18 protein-coding genes are annotated in these 22,520 nt (G+C 58.3%); 13 read left to right on the plus strand and 5 right to left on the minus strand.

Features of this window, described 5'->3' with window-relative positions:
* Positions 1-146 precede the first annotated feature (146 nt).
* Complete coding sequence (locus DXT96_RS20035) at positions 147-1,550, minus strand: aspartate aminotransferase family protein (RefSeq protein ID WP_153516124.1); 1,404 nt, start codon at positions 1,548-1,550, stop codon at positions 147-149.
* 14 nt (positions 1,551-1,564) lie between these two features.
* The gene (locus tag DXT96_RS20040) at positions 1,565-3,043 is read right to left on the minus strand and encodes an NAD-dependent succinate-semialdehyde dehydrogenase (protein ID WP_153516125.1); all 1,479 of its coding nucleotides are present in this window, start codon (positions 3,041-3,043) and stop codon (positions 1,565-1,567) included.
* 121 nt (positions 3,044-3,164) lie between these two features.
* Here DXT96_RS20040 and DXT96_RS20045 point away from each other — a divergent pair, with 121 nt between their 5' ends.
* Together DXT96_RS20045 and catB are read left to right on the plus strand one after the other, a co-directional pair.
* Positions 3,165-3,632: an Lrp/AsnC family transcriptional regulator gene (locus DXT96_RS20045; protein WP_142842036.1), complete on the plus strand. Its 468-nt coding sequence runs from the start codon at positions 3,165-3,167 to the stop codon at positions 3,630-3,632.
* A 318-nt stretch (positions 3,633-3,950) separates the two neighbouring features.
* Complete coding sequence (gene catB, locus DXT96_RS20050) at positions 3,951-4,580, plus strand: type B chloramphenicol O-acetyltransferase (RefSeq protein WP_153516126.1); 630 nt, start codon at positions 3,951-3,953, stop codon at positions 4,578-4,580.
* Between the two features lie 141 nt (positions 4,581-4,721).
* Here catB and DXT96_RS20055 read toward each other — a convergent pair whose 3' ends face one another.
* Together DXT96_RS20055 and DXT96_RS20060 are read right to left on the minus strand one after the other, a co-directional pair.
* Positions 4,722-5,930 (minus strand): MFS transporter, encoded by a 1,209-nt coding sequence (locus DXT96_RS20055; protein WP_149901080.1) that lies wholly within the window; start codon positions 5,928-5,930, stop codon positions 4,722-4,724.
* Between the two features lie 245 nt (positions 5,931-6,175).
* Complete coding sequence (locus tag DXT96_RS20060; protein WP_188356126.1) at positions 6,176-6,886, minus strand: GntR family transcriptional regulator; 711 nt, start codon at positions 6,884-6,886, stop codon at positions 6,176-6,178.
* A gap of 167 nt (positions 6,887-7,053) precedes the next feature.
* Here DXT96_RS20060 and DXT96_RS20065 point away from each other — a divergent pair, with 167 nt between their 5' ends.
* From DXT96_RS20065 to DXT96_RS20090, 6 genes are all read left to right on the plus strand, one after another.
* Positions 7,054-8,994 (plus strand): ABC transporter substrate-binding protein, encoded by a 1,941-nt coding sequence (locus DXT96_RS20065; protein WP_153516127.1) that lies wholly within the window; start codon positions 7,054-7,056, stop codon positions 8,992-8,994.
* A 75-nt stretch (positions 8,995-9,069) separates the two neighbouring features.
* Complete coding sequence (locus tag DXT96_RS20070; protein ID WP_153516128.1) at positions 9,070-10,056, plus strand: ABC transporter permease; 987 nt, start codon at positions 9,070-9,072, stop codon at positions 10,054-10,056.
* Positions 10,053-11,207, plus strand: a complete 1,155-nt coding sequence (locus tag DXT96_RS20075) for an ABC transporter permease (RefSeq protein ID WP_153516129.1) — start codon at positions 10,053-10,055, stop codon at positions 11,205-11,207. The genes DXT96_RS20070 and DXT96_RS20075 overlap by 4 nt, the downstream gene beginning before the upstream one ends.
* Positions 11,204-12,904, plus strand: a complete 1,701-nt coding sequence (locus tag DXT96_RS20080) for an ABC transporter ATP-binding protein (protein ID WP_153516130.1) — start codon at positions 11,204-11,206, stop codon at positions 12,902-12,904. The genes DXT96_RS20075 and DXT96_RS20080 overlap by 4 nt, the downstream gene beginning before the upstream one ends.
* Positions 12,905-12,907: 3 nt before the next feature.
* Complete coding sequence (gene manD / locus DXT96_RS20085) at positions 12,908-14,116, plus strand: D-mannonate dehydratase ManD (RefSeq protein WP_153516131.1); 1,209 nt, start codon at positions 12,908-12,910, stop codon at positions 14,114-14,116.
* Between the two features lie 13 nt (positions 14,117-14,129).
* The gene (locus tag DXT96_RS20090; RefSeq protein ID WP_153516132.1) at positions 14,130-15,284 is read left to right on the plus strand and encodes a mandelate racemase/muconate lactonizing enzyme family protein; all 1,155 of its coding nucleotides are present in this window, start codon (positions 14,130-14,132) and stop codon (positions 15,282-15,284) included.
* A 59-nt stretch (positions 15,285-15,343) separates the two neighbouring features.
* Here the strand turns inward: DXT96_RS20090 and DXT96_RS20095 are convergent, their stop codons facing one another.
* Complete coding sequence (locus tag DXT96_RS20095; protein ID WP_153516184.1) at positions 15,344-16,114, minus strand: FadR/GntR family transcriptional regulator; 771 nt, start codon at positions 16,112-16,114, stop codon at positions 15,344-15,346.
* A 251-nt stretch (positions 16,115-16,365) separates the two neighbouring features.
* Between DXT96_RS20095 and DXT96_RS20100 the strand changes: the two genes are divergently transcribed.
* From DXT96_RS20100 to DXT96_RS20120, 5 genes are all read left to right on the plus strand, one after another.
* Positions 16,366-17,337, plus strand: a complete 972-nt coding sequence (locus tag DXT96_RS20100) for a substrate-binding domain-containing protein (RefSeq protein ID WP_153516133.1) — start codon at positions 16,366-16,368, stop codon at positions 17,335-17,337.
* 87 nt (positions 17,338-17,424) lie between these two features.
* Positions 17,425-18,951 (plus strand): sugar ABC transporter ATP-binding protein, encoded by a 1,527-nt coding sequence (locus tag DXT96_RS20105; protein WP_153516134.1) that lies wholly within the window; start codon positions 17,425-17,427, stop codon positions 18,949-18,951.
* 12 nt (positions 18,952-18,963) lie between these two features.
* On the plus strand, positions 18,964-19,971 hold the full coding sequence (locus DXT96_RS20110) for an ABC transporter permease (RefSeq protein ID WP_153516135.1): 1,008 nt from the start codon (positions 18,964-18,966) through the stop codon (positions 19,969-19,971).
* Between the two features lie 6 nt (positions 19,972-19,977).
* Positions 19,978-20,868 carry an aldose 1-epimerase gene (locus DXT96_RS20115; RefSeq protein WP_153516136.1) on the plus strand — a complete coding sequence of 297 codons (891 nt, stop codon included), beginning with the start codon at positions 19,978-19,980 and terminating at the stop codon, positions 20,866-20,868.
* A gap of 27 nt (positions 20,869-20,895) precedes the next feature.
* Positions 20,896-22,518 carry a GMC family oxidoreductase gene (locus tag DXT96_RS20120; protein ID WP_153516137.1) on the plus strand — a complete coding sequence of 541 codons (1,623 nt, stop codon included), beginning with the start codon at positions 20,896-20,898 and terminating at the stop codon, positions 22,516-22,518.
* Positions 22,519-22,520: the final 2 nt, after the last annotated feature.

A 22,520-nucleotide genomic window follows, 5' to 3' on the forward strand; every position in this document is an offset into this window, starting at 1 on the left:
GGTAATTTCATGACATTATGCACGGTTCTTCAAAAAGATGAAGCCTTATGCATCACCGGTGACGATTGCACTGCGAATATGCGCAATCGCCACGCCGTTGCCGCTCAAACAGGCATTAATGGCGGAAGCCGGAATGGTGTGGATTCTCAGATTTTTTCGCCCGCCTGTACCAGCTCATCCATGACGCTGCGAACCGCAGCTTCGGCGATGGCGATGATCTCGTCCACCTCTGCCTTCGTCGTGACAAGTGGCGGCGCAAAACCCAGAATATCGCCATGCGGCATGGCACGCGCAATGAGACCGCCGTTGCGCGCCGCCTTGGAAACGCGCGCACCGACCGCAAGGCCGGGGGCAAAGCGGGTTTTCCTGTCCCGGTCGGCGACAAATTCGATTGCGCCCATCAGGCCCACACCGCGCACTTCACCGACGATTGGCAGCTGGGCAAACTTCGCCTTGAGCTGTTCCTGGAAGTAGCTGCCGACGGCGCGCGCATTGCCCGGCAGGTCTTCCTTTTCCACGATGTCGAGCACGGCATTTGCCGCTGCCGCACCAATAGGGTGGCCTGAATAGGTATAGCCGTGCGAGAAGGCACCGACGCGATCAGCACCTTCCTCCATAACCTTGTAGACCTTCTCGCCGACGATTGCCCCGGAGAGCGGGAAATAGGCGGAGGTCAGGCCCTTGGCGACCGTAATCAGATCCGGTTCGATGCCGTAATGCTGCGATCCGAACATGGAGCCGGTCCGCCCGAAACCGGTTATCACTTCATCGGCGATCAGCAGGATGTCGTATTTCCTGAGGACAGTCTGTATCGCCGCCCAGTAACCTTCCGGCGGCGGTGTGATGCCGCCGGTGCCGAGCACCGGTTCGGCAATGAAGGCGCCAATGGTGTCGGGATTTTCCCGAAGGATAAGCGCTTCGAGCTCGTCGGCGCGCCGCTTTGAAAATTCGAGTTCGGTTTCACCTGCTTCCGCACCCCAATAATGATGGGGAGCGCCGGTGTGCAGGATGCCCGCACGCGGCAGGTCCATGTGATCGTGATAAAAGCTCATGCCGGTCATGGAGCCGGAGACGACGCTGCAGCCGTGATATCCCCGCTCACGCGAGATGATCTTCTTCTTTTCCGGCTTGCCGCGCAGGTTGTTGTAATACCAGACGAGCTTTGCCTGAGTTTCGTTGGCATCCGAACCGGACATGCCATAAAAGACCTTGCTCATCCTGCCAGGCGCCATTTTCACCAGCCGGTCTGAAAGGATCGCCAGTTCGTCGGTCGTGTGGGCGGCGTAGGAATGATAATAGGCAAGGCGATAGGCCTGGCGGGAAATGGCTTCGGCCACTTCGGTGCGGCCATATCCGACATTGACGCAATAAAGCCCGGCAAAACCATCGATCAATTGTTTGCCATGCGCGTCCTGAATGCGAATGCCCTTGCCGGTTTCAACGATCGTCGGTTCGCCGAGCTTGCCGCTGGCGAAATCCTTCAGCTGCGTAAAGGGGTGCAGAACCGCGTTGCGATCCATTTCGGCGATATGTTTGATGTCGATGGTCATGACAGAAATTCCTTTCAGGCAGCAAGATTGCCGAAGCAGACATATTTGGGTTCGAGATATTCCAGGAGACCATGGCGCGACCCCTCGCGGCCAAGCCCGGATTGCTTCCAGCCGCCGAATGGAACGGGCGCGCCGGTGAATTTCGGCGTGTTGACGGCCACCATGCCGTATTCCAGCTGGTTGGTGAGACGCATCGCGCGACCGAGGTCGTTGGTGTAGAGATAGGCTGCAAGCCCCATTTCCGTCGCGTTGGCGCGGCGGATCACCTCCTGCTCATCGTCGAACGGCAATATGGCGGCGACCGGCCCGAAGGTTTCCTCGCGGGCGATCAGCATGTCGTCGGTAACGTCTGCAAGAACCGTCGGCGTAACAAAATTGCCGCCCAGAGGGCTATCCTGCCCGCCGCAGACCAGACGTGCGCCGGCTGAAAGAGCCTGGGCGATCTGCTGACGGCATTTCTCGGCGACGGAGGGGCGCGTCATCGGGCCGATATCGATAGCGGGTTCAAGCCCGTGGCCGACGACAAGTTCGGAAGTCGCTTTGGCAAACTGGTCGATGAACCGTTCATAAACTGCGCGCTGGACGTAGATGCGGTTTGCCGCAAGGCAGTCCTGTCCAGAGGTCGCGAATTTGGCGCCGAGGCAGCCTTTGACCGCCTGGGACAGGTTGGTGTCCCCGAACACGATAAAGGGCGCATGGCCACCAAGCTCAAGCGACGCTTTTTTGATCGTTGCAGCCGATTGTTCGAGGAGGATCCGTCCGACCTGCGTCGAGCCGGTGAAGGAAAATGCGCGAACATCCGTGTGGTCCAGAAGGCGGCGCGCCAGCGGGGCGGCTTCGCCGGGCAGCACCTGTAAAACGCCTGATGGTATTCCCGCTTCTTCTGCAAGCTTTGCCAGAGCCAGAGCCGAGAGCGGCGTTTCCGGCGCCGGTTTGACGATCATGGTGCACCCGGCGGCAAGAGCGGCACCTGCCTTGCGGGTTATCATGGCGGAAGGGAAGTTCCATGGGGTGATTGCGACGGTAACGCCGATTGGCTGCATCTGCACGGACAGGCTGCCGCCCTTCAAATGGCTCGGGATGGTTTCACCATAGGATCGTTCGCCTTCGCTCGCGAACCAGTCGAGAAAATTGGCGGCATAGGAAATCTCGCCAAGGGATTCGGAAAGCGGTTTGCCCTGTTCGGCGGTTATGATGGTGGCGAGATCATCCGCGTTTTCACGCATCAGTCTGCCCCAGGCGCGCAGGATGTCGCCACGCTCGACGGGCAGCCGTTCCCGCCAGTCGAGAAAGGCTCTACCGGCGGCATCGATTGCAACATCGACATCGTCGAGCGAACAGGATGTCACGCTGGCGAGGTGGTCGCCGGTGGCCGGATCGATAACGCTCAGTTTCTCGTCACGCGCCACCCATGCCCCATCAAGAAAGGCACGATGCTCGACCAGATCGGGCCGATGCAGACTTTTAAGCGCCGCGCTGGCGATATCTTTCATGAGGAGGCTCCCTTTTTATTTGCAAGGAGCTTATCGGCGCGGCATCATCGATCGGCGGCGTTTGTTCCTGTCGTTACGCAGGAATGATGCTTAGTTTTTCAAATTGACGCAGGAATTCTGCATGACCACCATAGATCGAGCCGACAGGGCGTTGCTTGACGCCGTGCAGAAGAACAACCGCCTGACGTCGGAAGAACTGGCGCAGATCGTCAACCTGTCGCCCACGGCGTGCCAAAGACGGCTGAAGCGCCTGCGCGAGGAGGGGGTGATTGAAGCGGATGTGGCAATCATCTCACCCAAAGCCGTTGGGCGCGGCATCACCATGATCGTTCTGGTATCGCTGGAGCGCGAGCGGGCGGACATTGTCGATCGCTTCAAGGCCGCCATCCGCGCCACGCGTGAAGTCATGATCGGCTATTATGTGACCGGCGACGCCGACTTCATTCTGGTCATCACGGCAAAGGACATGGAGGATTACGAGGCTTTCACCCGCCGGTTCTTTTATGAAAACCATGACATTAAAGGCTTCAAGACCATGGTTGTGATGGATCGGGTTAAAGCCGGCTTTGCCTTTCCAATCGAAGCCTGATTGAGGGGGCGATCTGGAAGCCCGGTTGAAAGAATTCCCATCCCGGGCATTGCCGGGCGAAAGTCCGAAAGAAACCCAGCCCCGGCAAGGGTCGACGCCGAAAATCCCCCCAGCACAAATCTTCAGTCGCCTGGCACCGGCTTGGCCTTCGAGGATTTTTGCGATAATCAGGCCTGATGATAAAAGCATCGAGTATCACCTGCATCTAGCTCCCGCCGCAGCGCGAGGAGCATCGGGCGAGGAGCCGGCCGGCTTCGCGCTCGGCGTCGGCTTGCCTGAAGGCAAGCGAATGCGAACACATGCAGTGAGATTACCTCAATGGAAAATTATTTCGAAAGCCCGTTCCGGGGCATCACGCTCGACAGGCAGGTAAAGAACCCCAACCTCATCGTCGGTAAATACAGCTATTATTCCGGTTATTACCACGGCCACAGTTTTGAAGATTGTGCCCGTTATCTGCTGGCGGATGAAGGCGCGGACAAGCTGGTTATCGGAAGCTTCTGCTCCATTGGTTCGGGTGCCGCCTTCATCATGGCGGGCAATCAGGGCCATCGGAACAAGTGGATAAGCACCTTCCCGTTCTTCTTCATGCCGGAAGTGCCGGAATTCGAAAACGCGGAGAATGGTTATTTGCCGGCGGGCGACACCCTCATCGGTAACGATGTCTGGATAGGCTCGGAAGCGATCATCATGCCCGGCATCAAGATCGGCGATGGCGCCGTCATCGGAACGAGGGCGCTGGTGACGAAGGATGTCGAACCTTACGCCATCGTCGGCGGCAACCCCGCCAAAACCATTCGCAAGCGGTTTGACGACGATGACATCGCCCTGCTGCTTGAGATGAGATGGTGGGAGTGGCCGGCAGAAAAGCTCAAAGCCGCAATGCCGCTTATGACTAGCGGCAACGTCGCAAAGCTGCATCGGTTCTGGCAGGCCCACCTTCCGTAAAGGCGATGTTGCCGACCTGCCTCATTGAGGCAGGTCGGCTACCCGAAGCGCGAGAAACATGCGTGCTGGGGTCGTAACAACGCCAGCAGAATTGTGGATGATCAGACGCCTTGCCAGTGGCGTGACGTAGAAAGGCAGAGATCAATCCGGACGCTGCAGCAAAGCGAGAGCAACCGTGAAACCGGCCAAAATCGCAGTCAGGGTCAACGGAGCGGTAGCGCCATAGGAATCAACGATGTAGCCGCCAAAAACCGCACCGATACTGATGGCCACCTGAAAGGAAACGACCATCAGGCTGCCTGCTGCCTCCAGGGCATCGGGTGCGCCGCGGGAAAGGTTGGTCGGCAGCACCACAGGCGCCATGCCGAAGGCAAGACCCCAAAGAGCGACGAGAGCAAATGCGGCACCTGTATGAGCACCCCAGACGACAAGGGCGATCGTCGCAAACGCCATCAGGGCGGCAGTGACGATGAGTGCGAGGCGGATACTGGTGTCAGCCATCCGGCCCCCCAGCACATTGCCGATCACGGAAGCGACACCAAAGCCGAGCAGGGCGAGGGCAATCGGCGTGGTCTCAAGCAGCGTCACCTGTTCGAGGAAGGGACGCACATAGACCGAACCGGCAAAATGCCCCGTCATCAGCAACAGGATTGCAAGCATCCCCAGTTGAACGCTGCGCCGCCGCGTCAACCGCAGAACATCGGAAAGACTGTTGCTCGTGCTTGCCGGCAGCGACGGCAGGCTGAGTATCTGCAGCAGCATGGCAATTATGGCGAGCCCCGCCGTCATCGACATGGCGATTCGCCATCCAACCCAGTCGCTGATCAAAGCGCCCATTGAAGGGGCAGCGATGGTGGCGAGCGAAACGCCGAGGGTGACGATGGCCATGCCGCGCCCGGTCGAATTTGCGCCAACGAGCCGCGCGACAACGGCAACCGAAAGAGCCCAGAAGCCGCTGAGCGCGATACCCAGTCCGGCCCGGCCCACCAACAATAGCCAGAAATCCGCAGCAACTGATGCGAGAATGTTGGAACCGATCGCCAGCGCGCTGAGACCCACAAGCACGGTCTTGCGGTTCAGTTTGCCGATGAGAACATTGCTCAGCAAAGCCGTCACGGCGCCTACGGAAGCTGTCGCCGTGACGACCTGCCCGGCGGTACCCTCGGTGATGCCGAGATCGCGCGCCATGGGCGTCAACAATCCCGCTGGCAGGAACTCGGCCGATACCAGCGCAAAGCTGGTGGCCGCCATCGAAAGAACCGCAAACCAGGTGGCTGCGGTCCATGCGGGTTGCTCGGCGGTCTCCAGGCCAATTGTTGCCCCATCAAATTCTGATGTCGTGTCCGTCATGGTGTCTCTCCTTGAGTTGAGAGAGTTTTAGACGAATTTTTTCGGATGATATGTATCTAAAAATCCGAATTTCATGCCTATTCCTCCGAAATTTGTGCGTCGCACAACGTTCGGATACGCATATGCGTGGCCGCTATCTGAGATATGAAGGCTGGATGCCTGGCGTCTGCCGAGGGAGCGAGGTCTGTTCCCCGTCTGGCTGTGGGTCATATCTCGCGCGTCGCCCGGGACCGGCCGTTTCGTGTTCACCGCGTGTCGGATCTGGCATGGCGCGAAACGCGCATATGCTCGATGATGTGCGCGCCCGAGCCTGAGACGTGGGTGGCTATGGCAGCCGAGGCGGCGTCGGAATCATGCATCTTCAGGCAGCGCAACAGTTCCTGATGCTCTTTGACCACATCACGCTGACGTTTTACCGAGGTGGAAAACCGCCGGCTGATCGCGCCCAGAATCTGTCGGTGACGCACCCAAAGGTCGACGGCATGCCGGTTGTAGTGTCGGTCGTACATGAGTTGATGAAATTGCAGATCGAGGTCGGAATGCTTTGCCTCGTCCGCGAAATTCAGGTCCTCGATCTGTTGCTGCAAGTCTTCTAGCGCTTCAATGTCTGCTTTGGTGGCAATGCCCACAAACCAGCGCGTCAAAGCGGGCTCGATCAAAACCTCGATCTCACAGATGTCGCGCACGAAGTCCTCGTCTATCGGGCGCACGCGCGCGCCGCGATTGGGCGCCATGACGACGAAACCTTCGCCGCGCAATTGCTGGAGGGCTTCGCGGACCGGGTTGGTCGAAGTGCCCATCCGGTTTGCGAGGTCCGTGACCTTCAACCGCTCATTTGCCTTCAGGCGGCCGTGAATGATGTCGTCGCGCAGGCGCTCATAGACCGAAACTTCGGCCTCGTCCGTCATGGAGTCCAACTCCGGCGTTGGTGCAGAAAGGGTGGTGATCGTGTTCATGAGGTTGCTTTTAAAACATTTTCCCCGCGATTGCCAACAGGAAAACGTATTTTCATACATTCATATTGACAAATAATGTACGATCTGAAAGTTTTTGTGCACAAGACGGAGGAGGCGCCGTCTGAGGGAGAATGCCGGTGGTGGAGCCGGTAATCGGAGGAGAAGAAATGAATTACCGGTTCACACCGCGTCGCTTTGGCCTGTCCGGCACGCTGCTTGCTACTGCCCTTCTTTGCGGAACGGCTCCTTTATGGGCTGCCGATTACAGGCAGGCGCCTGTGCTTGATGAGCAGGTGAAGGGCGGCAAACTGCCGGCCGTCACTGATCGTCTGCCAGAGACGCCGTTCGTCGAAACCATGGTGGATGGTGTCGGCAAATATGGCGGCACGCTGCGCACGACCATTCTCGCCAACGGCGACCAGTACAATCTGACGCGCACCATTGCCAACGAGTTGCTGGTTCGCTGGGATCCGCAGTGGAAGAAGATCATGCCTTCCCTTGCGGAAGAGTTCAAAGCATCGGACGATGCGACGACCTACACGTTCAAGCTACGCAAGGGCCTGAAGTGGAGCGATGGCAAGCCTTTCACGGCCGATGACATCATGTTCTGGTATGAAGACGTCTTCATGAACCCGGCGCTGTCTCCGGCAAAGAACCCGACCTTCACGGTGGGCGGAAAGCCGGTGAAGGTCACGAAGATCGATGACCTGACCGTCGAGTTCAAGTTCGAGTCGCCCTATGGCCTGTTTCTGCAACAGCTTGCCTATGGTCAGGGGCATCTGCCGGTCATTTATCCCAAGCACTATCTCAGCCAGTTTCATGAGAAGTACAATAAGGATGGCATTCCAGCCATTCTGAAATCCAACCCGGCCGCCGGCGACTGGGTGGCGCTGTTCAACTCCAAGGTTTCGCTGACCTTCCAGCCCGCCTATTGGCAGAACCTCGAGCTGCCGACGATGAACCCATGGGTGCTGACGGTGCCTTACGCGGATCAGGACCGCGTGGTTGCCACACGCAACCCATATTACTGGAAGGTCGATACGGCCGGCAATCAGCTTCCCTATATCGACACGATCACTTGGGCCAAGCTCGACGATCCGCAGTTGATGGCGCTGAAGATGACGTCCGGCGAGTTCGATTTCGCGTTCCGCCACATCAACAACGCCACATTCAAGTCGGTTCTGTTTGATGGTCAGGAAACCGGCAATTACAAGTTCGTGGATGTGAAGGATCTTCCGGCAAACGACGCCACCATTCTGCTCAACCTGAATTCCACCGATCCGGTCAAACGCAAGATTTTCCAGAACAAGGATTTCCGTATTGCGTTGAGCCAGGCCATCAACCGGCAGGAAATCATCGATCTTGTCTATGTGGGGCAGGGTACGCCCGCGCAGGTGGCGGTGCAGCCCGAACACGAACTCTACAACGAACGCGAGGCGACGCAGTACACGCAGTTCGATCCAAAGCTCTCGGCTGAAATGCTCGACAAGATATTGCCGAAGAAGGATGCGGAAGGTTTCCGGCTGGATGAAACCGGCAAGCGGCTGACGATCAACTTCATGGTGGCGGATGTCTTCGGTCTGTCCTACCCCGATGTCATGCAGATGGTTCAGCAATACGCCAGGGATGTCGGCATCGATATCCAGCTCAGGACCACGGACCGGGCGCGATTGAACACCATGTGGTCGGCAAACGAGCAGGATGCCTATATCTGGAACTGCGTCGGCGGCCTTTCCGAGGTCTATACCGACCCGCGCTGCTACATGCCGTTCCAGAAGGCGGATATCTTCTTCGCCATGAAGTGGAGCGAATGGTACGCCAATCACGCCACCGGCGAGGAGCCTCCGGCCGAGATCAAGGCGTTGATGGCTTCTTACGACAAGGTCAACGCGGCCGTGACGGACGATGATCGTCGCGACAAGATGAAGGCGTTCCTTGAGCTTTCAGCCGATAACTTCCTCAATATCGGTATTTCCCGGCCCAAGCCGAAATACATGATGACATCGAAGAACCTGAAGAATGTGGTGAACGGCATCCCGATCACCGGCAATCTCTGGCACCCTGCGCCGACGCTGACGCAGTGGTATTTCGACAAGCCTGCTCAATAAAGCTCCTCCCGCCGGCAGTGGCGTAAATGCCGCTGCCGGTCCCTTCGATCTATGTCACATCGAACGGCGAGATCCATGTTTCGTTTTATTCTCAAGCGGCTGGTGTTTGCGATACCGACACTGTTTGCCGTATCCATCATCGCCTTCATCATCATCCAGCTGCCGCCCGGTGACTATCTCACGACGCTGATGGCGGATTGGGCCAGTCAGGGCGGTGCCGTGGAAGCGGGAACGGTAGAGGCCATGCGCGAGCGTTATGGTCTCGATCAGCCCATGTATTTCCAATATTACAAGTGGATATGGGGCATCCTCACGCAAGGCGATTTCGGCATTTCTTTCGAGCTGGGACGTCCGGTGACGGAACTCATCTGGAGCCGTCTCGGCTTCTCGCTTCTGCTCTCGTTTCTGACGCTGTGCTTCGTGTGGGCAATCGCCATTCCCATCGGCATTCTGTCGGCTGTCCGGCAATATTCGATTTCCGATTATTCCGCGACTTTTCTCGCCTTCTTCTTTCTGGCCGTGCCGGACTTCCTGATGGCGCTTTCTGCCATGTACGTCATGTCCGCATGGTTCGGGCAAAGCGTCGGCGGGCTGTTTTCACCCGCATTTGTCGATGCTCCCTGGAGTTTCGCAAGACTGATCGATTTTTCACAGCATGTCTGGCTGCCGGTCATCGTCATCGGGCTCGGTTCGCTTGCCGCCCTCGTGCGCATCATGCGCGCCAATCTGCTGGATGAGCTTTCGAAACCCTATGTCACGACGGCTCGCGCCAAAGGCATGTCGGAATTCGAATTGTTGATGCGCTATCCGGTGCGGCTGGCGCTCAACCCGCTGATTTCCACGCTGGGCTGGATTTTGCCGGCGGTGATCTCAGGCGAAATCATCGTCTCCGTCGTCATGAGCCTGCCCACCACCGGGCCGCTGCTGCTGCGCGCGCTGCTTGCCCAGGACATGTATCTCGCTGGCTCGCTCATCCTGCTGATCTCGGTGCTGACGATCATCGGCACTTTGATTTCGGACATCCTGCTTGCCATCACTGACCCGCGGATTCGGCTGCAATGACAGACATCACTCACCTCCCGCCGGATACCGGCCCATCGCTCGACCTTCACAACAAGGATATTGCCGTTGCCGGACAATGGCGTCTCTTCTGGCTCAAGTTCAAGAAGCATAAGATCGCCCTTGTGAGCCTGGTCGTGATCATCGTCATGTATCTCGTGGCGGCTTTTGCGAATTTTATCGCCCCGGTTGATCCCAACGCCACCAATGCCCGCTTCACCTATGCGCCGCCGCAATGGGTATCGCTGATGCATGACGGCTCTTTCAAGCCGCATGTCAACCAGTTGAAGATGACGCTGAACACGGAGTCCATGCGTCGGGAATTCACGCCCGATCCGGCCAAGCCGCTCACTGTCGGCTTCTTCGTCAAGGCGCAGCAACCCTATAATCTGCTCGGCTTCATTCCGATGGAAACCAAGCTGTTCGGTCTGACCGACCCCAGGCCCGGCGACAGTCTCTATATTTTCGGTGCAGACCGTCTGGGGCGCGATATCTTCAGCCGCGTCGTGCATGGCGCCCAGATATCGCTGTCCATCGGCCTCGTCGGCGTGTTCATGAGCCTCATTCTCGGCGTTACCATCGGCGGTATATCCGGCTTCTTCGGCGGATGGCTCGATCTCGTCATCCAGCGTGCCATCGAGTTGCTGCGATCCATTCCGACGATCCCGCTATGGATGGGGCTTGCCGCCGCAATCCCGATCGGGTGGCCACCGCTTCGCACTTATTTCATCATTACCCTGATCGTCTCATTGATCGGCTGGACCAGTCTGGCACGCGAGGTGCGCGGCAAGTTCCTGTCATTGAGGAACGAGGACTTCGTCATCGCCGCACGGCTGGACGGGATGAGCGAATTCCGCATCATCTTCAGCCATCTCGTGCCGTCTTTCATGAGCCATATCATCGCGACGCTGACGCTTGCCATTCCGTCGATGATCCTGGCTGAAACCGCGCTGTCCTTCCTCGGTATCGGCCTTCAGCCGCCGATCATCTCCTGGGGTGTTCTGCTTCAGGAAGCGCAGAACATCCGCGCGGTGGCGCAGGCGCCCTGGCTGCTGTTCACGCCCGCCGCCGCGATCGTGATCTCGGTGCTTTCCCTCAACTTCCTCGGCGATGGCCTTCGCGATGCCGCAGACCCATACGAGTCCGTATCATGACCAGCAGTGACGACACGATCCTCAAGGTCGATAATCTCAAGACCTATTTTCCAACCCGCACCGGCATCTTCAAGGCGGTGGATGGCGTCTCCTTCGAGCTGAAACGCGGCCAGACGCTTTGTGTCGTCGGTGAGTCCGGCTCGGGAAAATCGGTGACGGCGCGCTCGATCCTTCAGATCGTCGACAGGCCCGGTCGCATCGAAGACGGCCATATCCTGCTGAAACGGATGGATGGCAGTGTGACCGATCTTGCAGCGCTCAATCCGCGCGGCAAGGAAATCCGCTCGGTGCGTGGCAAGGAGATCGCCATGATCTTTCAGGAGCCGATGAGTTCGCTGTCTCCGGTCCACCGCATCGGCACACAGATCGGCGAGGCCCTTCGCATCCATTTCGGAACTTCAAAGAAGGAGCAACGCGCCCGCGTCATCGAGTTGCTCAAACAAGTGGAAATACCGAGGCCCGAAACGGCGATCGATCGCTACACGTTCGAATTCTCCGGCGGAATGCGCCAGCGCGTGATGATCGCCATGGCGCTTGCCTGCAATCCATCCGTTCTGATCGCCGACGAACCGACGACGGCGCTCGATGTGACGACGCAGGCGGAAATTCTCGATCTCATCAAGAAACTCCAGAAAAGCCATGGCATGGCGGTTCTGTTCATCACCCACGACATGGGCGTGGTGGCGGAAATTGCCGACGACGTCCTCGTCATGTATCGCGGCAAGGTGATGGAGAAAGGCTCGGTCGAGCAGATTTTCCACGCGCCGCAGGATGACTATACGCGTGGACTGATCGGCTCCGTCGTCAAGCTGGAGAAAAAGGCGGAGGTGCGGCTGAGCCGTCCCGCGATACCGGCTGAAACGCCGTTTCTTCTCGATGTCAAAAACCTGTCGCTGACCTTTGCTTCGGGTCTGAAGGCTGTCGACGACGTGTCCCTGTCGGTTCGTCCGGGAGAAACCCTTGGCATCGTCGGCGAATCCGGGTCCGGCAAAACGACGATGGGCCGTTGCCTGTTGCGTATTTACGATCCGCAGGCCGGGACGATCGGCTATCGCCGCCCCGATGGCAGCACCGTCGATCTTCGCACTGCCGGCAAAACGACGTTGAAGGACGTTCGCCGAGAGGTTCGGATGATCTTTCAGGATCCCGTCGGTTCGCTCAGCCCGCGCAAAACAGTCGGCCAGATCATCGCAGAGCCTTTGAAACTTGTCGGCATGAAAGGCGCCGAGGTCGAGGACCGCGTTGCCGAGCTGATGCAGCAGGTTGGCTTGGAACCCGCATGGCGCGAACGCTATCCGTATGCTTTTTCCGGTGGCCAGCGTCAGCGCATCGGCATTGCAAGGGCAATCGCGGTCAAGCCCCGCCTGATTGTCGCGGATGAAGCCACGTCTGCACTCGACGTTTCGCTGCGCTCGCAGATGCTCGACCTGATGATGAGCCTTCAGGACCAGCTCGGCCTGTCCTACGTCTTCATCTCCCACGACATGTCCGTCATTCGCTACATGTGCGACCGCGTTGCGGTCATGTATCGCGGCAAGGTCGTGGAGATGGGCGACACGGATCAGGTCGTCAACGATCCGCAGCATGACTACACGCGCTCGCTGCTGTCGGCCATTCCCCATCCCGATCCGCGTGAGAGACGCCTGTCCCAGCGCTTCCGCTACGATCCCACCCGCACCGTTTCCACCATTGGATAAGTCATGAAAATTACCGACGTTAAAATCATCGTTTGCTCACCCGGCCGCAATTTCGTGACGGTGAAGATATTCACCGACGAAGGGCTGACCGGCGTGGGTGACGCGACGCTCAACGGCCGTGAAAAGGCGGTTGTCGCATATCTTCAGGATCATCTGGCGCCTCTGCTGATCGGTCGTGATCCCTCGCGGATCGAGGATATCTGGCAATATTTCTACAAGGGCGCCTATTGGCGTCGCGGTCCGGTGACGATGGCCGCCATTGCCGGTATCGATACCGCGCTTTGGGATATCAAGGCCAAAGCCGCAAATATGCCGCTTTATCAGCTCTTCGGCGGTGCGAGCCGTGAGAAGGTGCTTTGCTACACCCATGCGCAGGGCACGGATATCAGCGAAGCGGTGGAAGCCGTCGGCAAACGGATCGATCAAGGCTACAAGGCCGTTCGGGTGCAGGTCGGCATTCCCGGTCTGCCCGGCGTTTACGGAACCGGGGCAAAAGCCGTCACCAACAATGCCGTCGATGATGCCGTTCCGCATGAGGAAGTGTGGTCCACATCGAAATATATGCGGCATATTCCGAAGCTTTTTGAAGCGGTTCGTGACGCCTATGGCGATGACATCGAACTGCTGCACGACACGCATCACCGTTTGACGCCTATCGAGGCGGCGCGGCTGGGCAAGGATCTGGAATTTGCCCGTCTGTTCTGGCTTGAGGATGCGGTTGCCGCCGAACATCAGGAAGGCTTTCGCCTGATCCGCAAGCACACGACGACGCCGCTTGCGGTTGGCGAAGTGTTCAACACGATCTGGGATGCCCGCCTGCTGATCGAAGAGCAGTTGATCGATTATATCCGCATGACCTCGGTCCATGCGGGCGGTGTGACGGCACTTCGCCGTGTGATGGATTTTGCCGGTATCTATAATGTCCGCACCGCCTGCCACGGCGCAATGGACATGTCGCCCATCTGCCTTGGCGCCAATCTCCATCTCGACCTGTGGGTGCCGAATTTCGGTATCCAGGAATATTCCGGTTATCTGCCGGAAATCCTCGAGGTGTTTCCAAGCGCATGGAGCCTGAAGGACGGCTATCTGCATCCCGGTGACGCCATCGGCCATGGCGTCTATATCGATGAGAAACTCGCAGAGAAATATCCGTATCAGCGCGCCTATCTGCCCGTGAACCGTCTGGAAGACGGCACGCTCTGGCATTGGTAAGGGGAGAGACGATATGAAGATTACAGCAATCAAGAGCTACGCGGTCAAGGTCGGCATTCGCAACCAGCTTCTGGTGAAGATCGAGACCGATGAAGGCATTTTCGGCTGGGGCGAAAGCGGTCTTTCGGGGCGAGAAAAGGCGGTTGTCGGCGTGCTCGAGCACTATGCCGAGTTCCTGTGCGGTCGCGATCCCTTCAAGATCGGCGCGCTCTGGCAGGAAATGTATCGTAGCCAGTATTTCGAGGGTGGGCGTGTGCTGCAGGCGGCAATCTCCGCCATCGATATAGCCCTCTACGACATCAAGGGAAAAGCTCTTGGCGTCCCGGTCTACGATCTGCTCGGCGGCAAGCAGCGCGACCGTATTCCGACATTCGCCACGACGTTCGCAGCCCCCGGTGAAGCGATGATCGAACAGGCGCAGATGCTCGTCGAACATGGCTGGACCGCCATGCGCCTGTCTCCCGACGGTCACGAGAACAAGGAGATTTACGAGCCGCGTGAGCATATCGCGACAACAGCGAAATGGTGCGTCAAGGCGCGCGAAGTGCTGGGCGACGATGTGGTGCTCGGCATCGATTATCACCACCGCCTGACGGTGGCGGAAGCGGCGAGCTTCTGCCAGAAGATGCCGAAGGGCACACTCGACTTCTTGGAAGAGCCTATTCGTGATGAATCCCCCGGCGCCTACGAGGCCCTGCGGCGTCTCACCGACGTACCGTTCGCCATCGGTGAGGAGTTCTCATCCAAGTGGCAGTTCCAGCCCTATATCGAGCGGGACATCCACCAGTTCAACCGTCTCGATGTCTGCAATGTCGGCGGCTTGACGGAGAGCATGAAGGTCGCCGCATGGAGCGAAACGCATTATGTGGACATGATGCCGCACAATCCGCTCGGGCCGATCTGCACCGCGGCGACGATCCATTTTTCGGCAGCGGTTGCCAATTTCTCATGGCTTGAAACACGTGCCAGCCCGGCTGAAACCCATCTCGGTTTCGACAATTCGGAGTTCTTCCCGGTTCAGCCAAAACTTGATGGGCCTTATTACCCGGTTTCTGATGCACCCGGTCTTGGCATCGAGGTGAACGAGAAGCTGATCGCACGGCAAAGCTTCGAATTCTGGGAAGCACCTCACCTCAAACGTCGCGACGGGTCCGTGACCAACTGGTGATGTCGCAGATGCGTATCGCTTGGATAACAGTCGGCGATACGCAGTTTTTGCCCGTCAGATTACTTTTCAACGGAGTCAGATGCCTTGCGGGCACGTGACAAGGCATCCGTCATCTCGCTTCGTGCAACACCAATAAGCCGCTCCATCGCCTGGCGAGCCGCATCCGGACGCCGCATCCGTATCGCTTCAAGCACGTCCTGATGCGTCGAAATGGCTTGTTCATGGGACTGGCTGGCACGATTGGTCAGGCGGAAGCTTGCAAGCAGGGCAGCGCGAATGGCGGTGGCGAACTGCCGGTAGACCCAGTTGCCGCTGGCATTGATGATCGCTGTATGGAAATCCAGATCGGCCCGGCTCCAGTCTTCGGTGTCGCGGGCATTGGCCTCCACCATGTTCTCGAACGCTCTGGAAATATGGTACAATTGCCGGGCATTGGCATTTGCCGCCGCCTGCGCTGCCGCCGCCGGTTCGAGTAGCTGGCGGGCATCGATGAGCGAGGCATAAAAGGCGTCGTCAGCGCCCACCGACAGCATGACATCCAGCACGATCGGATCGAGATAGTTCCAGTTCTCACGCGGCAAAACGGTTGTGCCTGCCCGCGTTCGCGACCGCACCATGCCGAGCGCTGAAAGATATTGCATTGCCTCCCGCAGGCTGGTGCGGCTGACGCTGAACCTTTCTGTCAGTTCGGCTTCGTTCGGAAGCGTCGAGTTCTCTGGAAAAGCGCCTGAGACGATCAACTCGACAAGACAGTGGAGCAGCATTTCCCGCACGCTGCGTTTGCCGTGCTGGGCAATCGGCGTGCCGTGTTCCGTCAGCACTTGGGTCATGCGGCCGCTTTTCACGGTGCTGCTATCCTTCTGTTTCTTTTCCCGACATGCGTGAAAAGCCTGCTCGCCTCGACCCGCAACCGAAAATTACGAAGGGACTCAATCGATAATATGAATGATCCTGGCAAAACGATCAAATCGAAAAATAAATCGTATTTAAGTTGACATTTGTCCGACTTAAATTAAGGTTTCGTTGTGCCGAATGGTGGAGAGAGACACCGGCAGTCGGGTTTTTATCAGGGAGAGAGCAGATGAAGCTCATTAGACACGTGGCACTTCTGGCTGCGGCAGCATGTGCGGGCGCAACGACCGTTGCCGCGCAGGAAGATCTGAAAGTTGGCGCAATCTATATGGATGCGCAGGGTTTTTATGCGGGTGTACGCAAGGGCATCCAGAGCGGAGCGGCGGAAGCCGGCCGCAAGCTTGATGTTGTCGAGACAAATGCACAGGGAGATGTCAGCAAGGAATCCTCCTTCATCGATTCCTTGATCTCCGCCGGCGTTCAGGCCATCATCATATCGCCTGTTTCCGCCGATGGCTCTTACCGGGCAATCCGCCGTGCGCATGACGCGGGCATTCCGGTGGTCTGCTACAACACATGCCTCAACGACGCCGAAATGAAGGAATATATCTCGGCCTATGCGGTCGGCGATCCATTCGATTTCGGCCGCAAGCTCGGTGATGCGGCTGCGGACTATTTCATCGCCCAGAAGAATGAAGCACCGAAGATCGCGGTTCTGAACTGCGAATTCGTCGAAGTCTGCGTTACACGCAGAAAAGGCTTCGAAGAGGCGTTACAGGCCAAGGTGCCGGGTGCGAAGATCGTTGCCAACCAGGAAGGCGCTATCCTCGACAAGGCAGTTTCGGTCGCCAGCACGATGCTTTCCTCCAACCCGGATATCGACGCCTTCTTCGGCGAGGCGGGTGGGGCAACGTTGGGCGCGGCCCGTGCGGTTAAAAGCCAGGGCAAGACCGGCAAAGTGGTCGTCTTTGGCGGCGACATGACCACCGAAATTGCCCAGGAACTGGCTGACTTCTCGGTCATCAAGGCTGTTGTCGATATTTCCGGCCAGGGTCTCGGCAGGCTGGCGCTTGCTCAGGCGATCAAGTCCATCGACGGCCAGCCGCCAGAAGGCATCAAGGTCGCTTACGATATCGATCTCTACAAGTCGTCCGAAGATGGCAAGGGCTGGCTGAAGGCGCATGCTGACGGCATCCCCTGATCAACCTTTCGTCGCTGCGGCTCCGTGAGCGGTCCGCCAGATAGAGCCGCCGGGCAATCGGCGGCTTCAACAGCAATGGAAAGACCCATGACATCTGTTTTCCAGAACAGTCTGCCGGATATTTCGGCCGTCGCCTCGATCAAGGGATGTACGCGGCGTTACCCCGGTGTACTTGCTCTTGACGATGCCACATTCGAGGTGGCGCCCGGGGAGGTGAGAGCTTTGCTCGGCAAGAACGGCGCCGGTAAATCGACCCTGATCCGCATGCTGACCGGTGCCGAGACGCCGGATACCGGAAGCGTATCGATCGGCGGCTCCGAACTTTCCTCGTCCGGCTCTGCGCGGGCGCAGGAATCCTTCAAAAAAGGCGTGCGCGTCGTTTATCAGGAACTTAGCCTGGTGCCCGGCATGACGCTTGCCGAGAACCTGTTTCTCGGACGCTGGCCGCGTAAGGGCGGTGTCATTCAATATGCAGCCATGGAAGCCGAGGCCGCAGAAGCCATGGCAAGCCTTGGCCTTGATCTTCCGGCGGATCGTATCGTGGCGGGCTTGAGCCCTGCGGAGCGGCAATTGCTTGAAATCGCCCGCGCCATGGTGGGCCAACCCAGGCTTATTATTCTCGACGAGCCAACCAGTTCCCTGGCCGCAGCGGAGGCTGAAAAGGTCATGGCTGCCGTCAAAAATGTGGCTGCGAAAGGAATCGCGGTCATCTATGTCAGCCATCGCATGAACGAAATTCGCCAGATCGCTCATTCCGCGACGATCATGCGTGATGGCCGGATTATCGATACGGTCGACGTAAAAGGCGCCGATACGCGCGAGATCGTCAGGCTGATGCTCGGTTCCGAAGCCTCCCAGGCCGCGGCGCTTGAAAACCATGCGTCTTCCGATGTGGTTCTGGAGGTGCGGGATCTGGCGCTGGCCCCGAAGCTTTCGTCGATTTCCTTCGCCCTCCACAGGGGAGAGGTGCTCGGTATTGCCGGTCTGCTCGGCGCGGGCCGCACGGAGCTGCTGCAAGCCATCATGGGCGTGCGTGATTTCGACGGCGGCGATGTCCTGGTGGATGGACGCTCGGTCAAGTCGGCCGGTTACAAGCAGATGGTCGGTATGGGTTTCGGCTATACGCCGGAGAGCCGCAAGGAAGAGGGGATCGTGCCGCTGCTTGGCGTTGACGAAAACACGCTTTCCACCAACTTCTCGGGCGTCAGTCGTAACGGTATCCTCTCGGCCAGCCGCATGGCGCAGGCGACACGCGACATCATTGAGCGTCTTCACATCAAGACGGCCAGCACCGACACACCAATTGGAACACTTTCGGGCGGAAATCAGCAAAAGGTCGTCATCGGCCGCTGGGTCTATGCCGGAAGCCGCATTCTTCTTCTCGACGAACCAACGCGCGGCGTGGATATCGAGGCGAAAGCGCAGATCTACGCCATTATCCGGCAGCTCGCCGCGGAAGGTCGCAGCGTCATTTTCGTTTCCAGCGAAATCGAGGAACTGCCGCTCGTCTGCGACCGCGCACTCGTTCTTCGTGATGGTGCGCTGCGCGAAGAGTTCAAATCACCCAACATAGATCAGGACACCTTGATGGCTGCCTGCATTACCGGACATTGAGGGAGACAGACCATGTCACTCGATCAAACTGCCAAAAAGGCTGTTTCACAGAAGACTGCAAGCCGGGGCTTTGCCCTCTCGAAGCATATGAACGAGCTTAGCCTGTTCTTTGCCATTGCCGTTCTTTACGTCGTTTTTTCATCGACTGCGCCCGGCTTCATGTCGTTCAATAACCAGGTCAACATCCTGCGTGATGCGGCGACGATCGGCATTGCCGCCTGGGCGGTGACGCTCATCATTATTGCCGGTGAAATCGATGTCAGTGTCGGGCCGATGGTGGCTTTCATCTCGGTCGAGCTTGCATTTCTTCTGCAATGGGGTGTTCCCACACCTGCGGCCTTCGTGCTGGCGATAGCGTTCGGGGCGCTGCTCGGCGCCATTTCCGGCATTCTGCGAGCCTATTTCGATGTGCCGTCTTTCGTCGCCACGCTCGGCATGTGGAGCGCGTTGCGCGGCATCGCGCTTTTCGTAACTGATGCGCTGCCGGTTTCCATCGGCCGCAACGACATGCTGGATGCGCTCGACCGCTCGGTATTCGGCATTCCACCAGCCGCCATCATCATGCTGGTGCTGTTTGCGATTTTTGCTTTCGTCAGCAGAAAAACCGCCTTTGGTCGGTCGGTTTTCGCTGTTGGCGGAAATGCACATGCAGCCTTCCTCAGCGGCATCAACGTCGCACGCATTCGTGTGGCGCTCTTTGCCATCGGCGGAGCGATGGCGGCCATATCAGGCATTCTTCTTGTTTCGCGTCTTGGTTCGGGCAATGCAACGGCGGCGAACGGTCTTGAATTTGACGTGATCGCGGCAGTGGTTGTGGGTGGGACCGCGCTTTCCGGCGGCCGCGGCTCGATGCTGGGTACGCTGCTTGGCGTTCTGGTCATCACGCTTATCGGCAATGGTCTTGTTCTTCTCGGCATCAATCCGTTCTTCCAGCAGGTAGTTCGCGGTCTCATCATCGTCATCGCCGTGCTTGCCAATATTCAGGCGATCAAGCGCAGCCTGTCGCGCAACAGGGGATGACGCGGCATGGCCATGATTGATCTGAAATCGGGACCGTTATCGCTGCGCATCTCGACGCAGGGCGGTATCATCCTCGGCTTCTGGAAGGATATCGACGTTGGCCGCGTGCCGTTGCTGCGTCCGGCAAAGTCGGACGATGCGGATGCCCTTGGTTCATCCTGCTATCCACTGGTGCCTTTCGGGAACCGTGTAAAAGACAACAGCTTCGAGTTCGATGGCAGGGCCTATACGCTCGCTGCCAACACGGCATGGGATCCGCATTACCTGCATGGCGAGGGCTGGCAGGCCGAGTGGTCCGTGGGTAAAAGAACGCCGACATCCGTCGAAATGAGCTTTACCTGCCATGGGTCATCCACGCCCTATCACTATCGGGCGGTGCAGACGTTCACGCTTGAAGATGATTGCCTCGTGCTGACCCTTGCCGTGGAAAACATGGGGGAGCGCCCGATGCCCTTCGGGCTTGGCTGGCATCCCTATTTCCCCCTGACGCCGAAGACGACGCTGCGTGCTGCCGCCTCGCACTTCTGGACGGAAGTCGAGGGTTGGTTGCCGGGCGAAAGAACAGCCATACCAGCCGATCTGGATTTCAAGAAGCCTGCTCCCCTGCCGGAACGCTGGGTCAATAATGGTTATGAGGGATGGGCGGGCGAAGCGACCATTGTCTGGCCGGAGCGCCATACGCAATTGCTGCTCACTGCCGATCCGATTTTCAGGCACGCCTTTGTGTTCGTATCCGACACTACCTTCGATCCTTCTTTTGAGCGCGATTATTTCTGTTTCGAACCGATGTCGCATCTGGCGAACGGGCATTATCTTCCTGGCCTGGGAGACCTTAAAGTGCTGGCGCCTGGCGAAAAACTGGCGGGCAGCTTCAGGCTTGAGCCGCGGGATCTATGAATATGCACATGCATCTGGAGATTAAAAATGGCCGATAAGCGGTTCGACTATATCATCGTCGGCGGTGGCAGCTCGGCATGTGTCGTCGCCGCGCGTCTTGTCTTGTCCGGGGCGCGGGTGCTGTTGCTGGAGCGCGGGCCGGCCAAAGCCAGCCCCATCATGCACTTTCCGGCGGGTTACATGAAGTTCCTGGCGAAGGATACCTATCTCGCCATGCACAGCACGAAGCCGCAACCGCAGCTCGATGGTCGCGGACCCATCGTGCCGCAGGGCAAGGTGCTGGGCGGCGGAAGCACCGTCAACGCCATGGTCTATATGCGCGGACAGGCGGCGGATTTTGATCTCTGGAATGAACTCGTCACGACGCCCGGTTCTGACAATGACGGTGCATGGTCCTACAGTGACCTTTTGCCCTATTTCAAGGCGCAGGAAGACAATGACCATCTGGCAGGCGAATATCACGGCGTCGGCGGACCGCTGAAGATTTCGCATCTTGGTCACACAAGTCCCATGACGCGCACCTACGTCAAAACGCTTCAGGGCATGGGCATTCCCTATAATCCCGACTTCAACGGCGCCGAACAGTTCGGTGTCGGCTTCATGCAGCACACCATAGACTGGATGACGCGCAAGCGTTCCAGCGCAGTCGATGCGTTTCTGGCGCCGGTCATGAACAATCCGAAGCTAACCATCGAGACCGGCGCCACTGTCACGTCGATCCGCATGGATGGGAACCGTGCCATTGGCGTCGACTATGTCGAAAACGGCGCAAGAAAAACAGCCGATGCCGGCGTCGAGGTCATCCTCGCGGCGGGGGCCTACCAGACGCCAAAGCTCCTGATGCTGTCCGGTATCGGCCCGGAAGATCATCTCCAGCAACACGGCATCGCAACGAAAATCGCGCTTCCCGGCGTGGGCAAGAACTTGCAGGATCATTATGAATGCCCGGTCGTCGCCACGACAAAAGGCGCGTTCGGCTATTACGGGCAGGATCGTGGCTGGCCGATGATCAAGGCCGGTTTGCAATACCTGATGTTCAAATCCGGCCCTGCTTCCACCACGGGTGTCGAGACATGCGCTTTCTACGATCCGAACGGCAATAATGACCGACCTACGATCCAGATGTTCTGTGTGCCTACCGTCTATCTGGATCGCGATGTCATGGGAACGGAACCAGGTGACGGCGTGACGATCAATTCGTTGCTGCTTCGCCCGAAAGCCCGAGGTTCGGTGACGCTTTCCTCCAGCGATCCCTCAGCAGATCCAATCGTCGATACGCAGATATTCGCTCATCCCGATGACCTGAAGCTGACCATGGCCGGCTTTCGTTTTGCGCGTCGGGTGCTTGCGGCCTCACCCATGCGCGACCTGATCGACAGGGAAATCTTCCCCGGTGCCGAGGTTACGAGTGATGAGGCAATCGCAGCCCATTGCAGGCGCACAGTAAAGACGGGCTATCATCCTGTCGGCACGTGCAAAATGGGCCATGACGGCGACCCGGAAGCGGTTCTGGACGCCAGGCTCAGGGTGCGCGGCACGCGCTGCCTTCGGGTCGTCGACGCCTCGCTAATGCCGGCAATCGTCAGCGGCAATACCAATGCCGCCGTTCTTGCTGCCGCTGGCAAGGCAGCTGATCTTATTCTTTCTTGATT

Origin of the sequence: Agrobacterium sp. ICMP 6402 (genome assembly GCF_009498615.1) — a bacterium.
GTDB classification, from domain to species: domain Bacteria; phylum Pseudomonadota; class Alphaproteobacteria; order Rhizobiales; family Rhizobiaceae; genus Agrobacterium; species Agrobacterium burrii.

Bases quoted from the DNA above. Each gene is read 5' to 3' on its own strand.
- DXT96_RS20035 (WP_153516124.1), bottom strand. From the start codon at position 1,550: ATGACCATCGACATCAAACATATCGCCGAAATGGATCGCAACGCGGTT.
- DXT96_RS20040 (WP_153516125.1), bottom strand. From the start codon at position 3,043: ATGAAAGATATCGCCAGCGCGGCGCTTAAAAGTCTGCATCGGCCCGAT.
- DXT96_RS20045 (WP_142842036.1), top strand. From the start codon at position 3,165: ATGACCACCATAGATCGAGCCGACAGGGCGTTGCTTGACGCCGTGCAG.
- catB (WP_153516126.1), top strand. From the start codon at position 3,951: ATGGAAAATTATTTCGAAAGCCCGTTCCGGGGCATCACGCTCGACAGG.
- DXT96_RS20055 (WP_149901080.1), bottom strand. From the start codon at position 5,930: ATGACGGACACGACATCAGAATTTGATGGGGCAACAATTGGCCTGGAG.
- DXT96_RS20060 (WP_188356126.1), bottom strand. From the start codon at position 6,886: ATGAACACGATCACCACCCTTTCTGCACCAACGCCGGAGTTGGACTCC.
- DXT96_RS20065 (WP_153516127.1), top strand. From the start codon at position 7,054: ATGAATTACCGGTTCACACCGCGTCGCTTTGGCCTGTCCGGCACGCTG.
- DXT96_RS20070 (WP_153516128.1), top strand. From the start codon at position 9,070: ATGTTTCGTTTTATTCTCAAGCGGCTGGTGTTTGCGATACCGACACTG.
- DXT96_RS20075 (WP_153516129.1), top strand. From the start codon at position 10,053: ATGACAGACATCACTCACCTCCCGCCGGATACCGGCCCATCGCTCGAC.
- DXT96_RS20080 (WP_153516130.1), top strand. From the start codon at position 11,204: ATGACCAGCAGTGACGACACGATCCTCAAGGTCGATAATCTCAAGACC.
- manD (WP_153516131.1), top strand. From the start codon at position 12,908: ATGAAAATTACCGACGTTAAAATCATCGTTTGCTCACCCGGCCGCAAT.
- DXT96_RS20090 (WP_153516132.1), top strand. From the start codon at position 14,130: ATGAAGATTACAGCAATCAAGAGCTACGCGGTCAAGGTCGGCATTCGC.
- DXT96_RS20095 (WP_153516184.1), bottom strand. From the start codon at position 16,114: ATGACCCAAGTGCTGACGGAACACGGCACGCCGATTGCCCAGCACGGC.
- DXT96_RS20100 (WP_153516133.1), top strand. From the start codon at position 16,366: ATGAAGCTCATTAGACACGTGGCACTTCTGGCTGCGGCAGCATGTGCG.
- DXT96_RS20105 (WP_153516134.1), top strand. From the start codon at position 17,425: ATGACATCTGTTTTCCAGAACAGTCTGCCGGATATTTCGGCCGTCGCC.
- DXT96_RS20110 (WP_153516135.1), top strand. From the start codon at position 18,964: ATGTCACTCGATCAAACTGCCAAAAAGGCTGTTTCACAGAAGACTGCA.
- DXT96_RS20115 (WP_153516136.1), top strand. From the start codon at position 19,978: ATGGCCATGATTGATCTGAAATCGGGACCGTTATCGCTGCGCATCTCG.
- DXT96_RS20120 (WP_153516137.1), top strand. From the start codon at position 20,896: ATGGCCGATAAGCGGTTCGACTATATCATCGTCGGCGGTGGCAGCTCG.